Source organism: Bradyrhizobium sp., from assembly GCF_017881085.1.
GTDB lineage: Bacteria > Pseudomonadota > Alphaproteobacteria > Rhizobiales > Xanthobacteraceae > Bradyrhizobium.
Genome location: NZ_JADGRI010000366.1, coordinates 1 through 4,993, shown reverse-complemented (window position 1 = coordinate 4,993; position 4,993 = coordinate 1). Strand labels below are relative to the sequence as shown.

At 62.8% G+C, this 4,993-nt stretch carries 5 protein-coding genes; all 5 read left to right on the top strand.

The window, feature by feature from the left end; genetic code table 11:
* Nucleotides 1–126 precede the first annotated feature (126 nt).
* A complete protein-coding gene (locus tag QZ213_RS24590) occupies nucleotides 127–1,362 on the top strand; it encodes an ABC transporter substrate-binding protein (RefSeq protein WP_291688675.1) in 1,236 nt (411 codons plus the stop codon).
* Between the two features lie 94 nt (nucleotides 1,363–1,456).
* A complete protein-coding gene (locus QZ213_RS24585; protein WP_291688674.1) occupies nucleotides 1,457–2,347 on the top strand; it encodes a branched-chain amino acid ABC transporter permease in 891 nt (296 codons plus the stop codon).
* Between the two features lie 26 nt (nucleotides 2,348–2,373).
* Entirely contained in the window at nucleotides 2,374–3,324 is a 951-nt protein-coding gene (locus QZ213_RS24580) for a branched-chain amino acid ABC transporter permease (RefSeq protein ID WP_291688673.1), read from the top strand.
* Nucleotides 3,325–3,330: 6 nt separating this feature from the next.
* Nucleotides 3,331–4,050, top strand: a complete 720-nt coding sequence (locus tag QZ213_RS24575; RefSeq protein WP_291688672.1) for an ABC transporter ATP-binding protein — start codon at nucleotides 3,331–3,333, stop codon at nucleotides 4,048–4,050.
* Nucleotides 4,047–4,790 carry an ABC transporter ATP-binding protein gene (locus QZ213_RS24570; protein ID WP_291688671.1) on the top strand — a complete coding sequence of 248 codons (744 nt, stop codon included), beginning with the start codon at nucleotides 4,047–4,049 and terminating at the stop codon, nucleotides 4,788–4,790. The genes QZ213_RS24575 and QZ213_RS24570 overlap by 4 nt, the downstream gene beginning before the upstream one ends.
* Nucleotides 4,791–4,993: the final 203 nt, after the last annotated feature.

The window sequence follows — 4,993 nt, the reverse complement described above, 5'->3', positions numbered from 1 at the left end:
GCTCTGGCGGCCTGCCTTCTTGCGCGATTAGACCTCGACCTCCCAGGGCTGCTCAACTAGTGTTCTTGCGTAATTCGCCATTCCAAACTGCGCAAAAACGTTCATCTCAGTAGGGAGAGTAGAATTATGAGCCGTAAAACCGTCACGAGTTCTCATCGCATCGGTTTGCTGGCGCTTGCCGCCGGTGTGTTTGCCTTTGCGCATGCCGCAATCGCCGCCGATCCAATCAAAATCGGCGTCACGATCGCCCAATCCCCGCCGGGCTCGGTCATCCAGGGAACCCAAGTGCTGGATGCCCTGCAGGTCGCGCAAAAGATCATCAATGACGCGGGCGGCGTGCTGGGCCGGCCGATCGAACTCGTCGTCGAGGACACGCAGGGCCTGCCCGAGAAGGCGCGCGCCGCGGTCGAGAAACTCATCACCCGCGACAAGGTGGTCGCCATCACCGGCGAGCATCAGAGCTCCAACGTGCTCGCCGGCATGGAAGTGGCACACCACTACCACATCCCCTACATGAACGTGAATGGCTGGGCCGACGCCATCCGCGCGAAGGGCTATATTGAAGAGTTCAATCCAGGCAATTACAGCACCCGCACCGCCGTCGCCATGGCCGACACCATGAAGCGCCTCGGCGCCAAGCGCGTCGTCGCCTTGGCCGAGAATACCGATTACGGCATCGGCGCCGCCAAGAGCCTGGCCGAACAGCTCAAGATCTCGGCGCCCGAAATAAAATTCTCCTACGAGACGCTGGACCGCACCGCCAAGGATTTCTCCCCGGTGATCCTGTCGCTGAAGGCCAACCCGCCCGACGCCATCGTCGAGATGATGCTGCCGCCCGCCGCCTATCTCGCTTTGAATCAACTCTACGAGCAAGGCGTCGCGCCGACGGCAAAGACCTGGCTCTATGACGGCTCGGGCCTCGCCGACTATCCGGATTTCTGGCAGAACGTCCAGGAGGTGGCGAAGGATATGATCGTCTTCGGCCTCTATCACCCGAAGATGGCGATGCCGCCGCTCGGCAAGCAAGTCGCCGCTGCCTATACCGCGAAGACCCACAACGAACCCAACCGCTTGCTGGCCCAGTCGGCTGATAGCCTGTTCCTGCTTGCCGAGGCGATCAAGGCTGCCAAATCGACCGATGCCGACGCCATGATCAAGGCGCTCGAGGCGATCAAGTGGGAAGGCACGCGCGGCGTCGTCACCTTCTCGACCGAGGCGGGCTACAAATACCACCAGTGGATCGAGATCCCCTACATCACCTTCCAGATCACCGCGGTGAAGCAGCCGATAGCAGATACCCGCTTGGTGCAGGACCCCGGTCAGCCGCTTGACGTAAGCAAGCTGGAGAAGCCGGCGAAGTAACCCGCGTGCGGCCGGGATCGGCAGATGACGTGCCGGTCCCGGTTTTTTTGCAACCGACCGAACGACGCGCGTCGTCGCCTTGATTTAATCGCCCATGCTGCTCATCGACCTCACCGTCAACGGGCTGATCATCGGCCTATTTTATGCGCTGATGGCGATCGGCTTGTCGCTGATCTTCGGCATTTTGCGGATCGTGAACTTCGCCCATGGCGAGTTCTACATGATCGGCGCCTACGCCTATACGCTGATCGCGCTGTTCTTCGGCATCTCGCCCTGGCTGACGCTGCCCTGTGCCTTCATCGCCGGCATGGCGCTGGGCTGGGCGACCGAACGCCTGCTGATGCGGCCGCTCTATTCCGGCTACGCGAGCTGGGGCGTGATGAAGGACGAATATGCCGTCATCATCACCTTCGCCTTGTCGCTGCTGCTGATCAATCTGGTCGATAAGGTGATCGGCCCCAACGGCTATCGCGGTCCGTCGCTGGTCGCCACGACGCGGGTGGAAATCGGTCCGTTCATGGCGAGCGGCCATCGCCTGATGGCGGCGGGCATCGCGCTCCTGGTCCTCATCGCCGTCGGGTTGTTCGTGCGCTATTCCTATTGGGGCCGGCAGATCCAGGCGGTGGCGCAGAACCGGCTGGGAGCCTCGCTCGCCGGCATCGACACGGCGAAGGCGAGCAGCATCGTCTTTGCGCTGTCCGGCGGGCTCGCCGCGCTGGCCGGGGCACTCCTCTCGCCGATCATCAATGCGACGCCGGATGTCGGCGCCTTTCCGGCCGTGAAATCCTACGTCATCGTCGTGCTGGGCGGCATGGGCTCGATCCCCGGCGCCGCCGTCGCCAGCCTGATCCTCGGCGTGCTGGAAAGCTTCGGCGCGGTTTATATCTCCTACGGCTATCGCGACACCTTCGGTCTGGTGATCCTCATCCTGGTCTTGCTGTTCCGGCCGCACGGCCTGTTCGGCGAGCGGAGCCGCGAGGTTTGATGGCCGTAACCTTCAACGATACGCGCATGCGCGACCGAATCCAGCTCGTGTTCTCACTTGGGATATTCGCGCTGGTCGCCCTGCTGCCCGCGATCGTGCGCAACGAATATTGGCAGGGCGTCCTTATCGTCTCGATGTATTTCGCGATGCTGGCGGCGGCGTGGAACTTGCTGGCCGGCTACACGGGACAATTCTCGCTCGCACCGGCAGCATTCGGCATGATCGGCGCCTATGTGACCGGCTTGCTCTCCTATCATTTCAACGCGCCGCCGCTCGTTGGCATTCCCGCGGCCGTGGTGGTTTCAGCGGCGATCGGGTTCGGGCTTGGCCGCATCGTCCTTCGACTGCGCGGCCCCTATCTTGCACTGACCACGCTGTCGTTCGCCGAGATCTGCCGCCTCGTGATCAGCAATTCAATCGAGATCACGCGCGGTGACCTCGGCCTTAGCGTGCCGGGGATCTTCGACCACCGGCTCACTTGGTATTATGTGATGCTCGGCGTGCTCGTTGTCATCCAGCTCGGGCTCTATTTCCTTCTGCGCGCACCCGCAGGTCTTTATCTGCGCGCCATTCGCGACGACGAGATCGCTGCCGCGAGCCGCGGCGTGAAGATCGTGCTGTGGAAGACCAACGCCTTTACGCTCAGCGCCGCCATCAGCGGGCTTGCCGGCGCGCTCTACGGGCATTTCGCACAGTTCGTCAGTCCCGAACTCGGCCTCCTTTCGCAGACCGGCATCATCGTCAGCATGGTGGTGATCGGCGGCCTCGCCACCCTCCCCGGCCCGATCGGCGGCGCCTTCCTGGTCTATGTCGCCTCCGAGTTCTTGCGCGACTTCGGCGGCTATCAGCTCATCGTGTTCGCGCTGCTTGTCATCATTTTCGCCCGCTTCTTCCGCGAAGGCCTGTGGGGCTTCTTCCGCCGGGCCATCGAACGCACCGGGCGCCGGCCGGCGCCGGCACCCTCCGCGGCGGAGTGAGGCGCCATGGCCTGCCTTTCCATCGATAGCGTCAGCAAGTTTTTCGGCGGCCACAAGGCCCTCGACGACGTGACTTTCTCCGTCAACGAGGGCGAGCTTGTCGGCCTCATCGGCCCGAACGGCTCCGGCAAGACGACGCTGCTCAACATCCTGAGCGGTTATCTCTCTGCTGATTCCGGTGACATCGTTCTCGACGGCCGCCCGATCACCGGGCTGCGGCCCGAGGCGCTGGCACGGCTCGGCGTGCTGCGCATGTTCCAGCTCACGCGCGTCTTCCCGCGCATGAGCGTGCTCGACAATCTGCTGGTCACCGGCAGTGCGCTGGGGCTGCCCGAAGCCGAGGCCGACGGGCGCGCGCGCGAACTTATCGAAGATCTGACACTGACACGCATGATGCATCTCGACGCCGGCCAGCTGTCGGGCGGTCAGCGCAAGCTGCTCGAGTTCGGCTCCTGTTTCATGGTGCCACCGCGCATCGCGCTGCTCGACGAACCGTTCGCCGCGGTCCACCCGACCATGAAGGAGATCATGGCGGGCGTTATTCGCCGCCGGCACGCCGCCGGCCAGACCTTCCTGCTCGTCAGTCACGACATGCCGGTGATCGTCGAGCTTTGCCCGCGCGCGATTTGCATGAACGCCGGCGCCGTCATCGCCGACGAGAAGACACGCGCGGTACTCACCGATCCCGTCGTGATCGAGGCCTATCTCGGCGAGGCCGCCGCATGACCGCACTGCTCGTGCTCGACAACGTGAGCGCCGGCTACGTCGCCGACATCGACATCTTGCGCGGCGTCAGCGTCAAGGTCGCGCCGGGCGTCATCACCGGCCTGATCGGCCTCAACGGCGCCGGCAAGTCCACCATCATGAAGACGATCTGCGGATTCCTGCGGCCAAGCTCGGGCCTCATCATGTTCGACGGCGCCGATATCACCGGGATCGCGCCGCATACCGTCATCGACCGTAGCATCTTCTATATCCCGCAGGAATCGAGCCTGTTCAATTTCATGAGCGTCGAGGACAATCTGCGCCTGCCGCTCGAGCATCTCGTCCGGCGAGCGGACGGTCTTACGCGCGCCGATATCGCCGACCGCTTCGAGGACACCTACGCAAAATTTCCGGTGCTCAAGGAAAAGCGCCGTGACAAGGCCGGCGACCTTTCCGGCGGCCAACAGAAGATGGTCGAATTCGCCAAGGCCTACTTGGTTCGGCCACGTCTGTGCCTGGTCGATGAGCCGAGCATCGGATTAGCACCCAAGGTCGCCGAGGAGGTCTATCAGTGGATCGGCCTGTTTGCGTCCGAGCAGACCGCGATCCTGCTCGTCGACCACAACGTTCGCCGCGTTGTGAAGATGTCCACTTATATCTATGTGCTGAGCCTCGGCGAGATCACCGCACAAGGCGGACCCGAGGCTTTCGCTGGCGATCTGCACGAGCAGGTAAAAGCCTGGCTTGGCATCAATTTCTGACTTCCGGCGCCAGAGTTTTAGGGCATGCTTTTATCGGTACGCCCGTCCAGAGTGGACGCCCGCTCCCCCTGTCCAACTGCGTCGCTCGAATGCAGCGGCAATCACTATTGAAAACATTGGCGGTCCCGAGAGTTGTGCCACAACCTTGCGATTTCAATAACTTGCAGTGTCAAACTTCTCTAACGGCGCTCACGGGCGCTAAA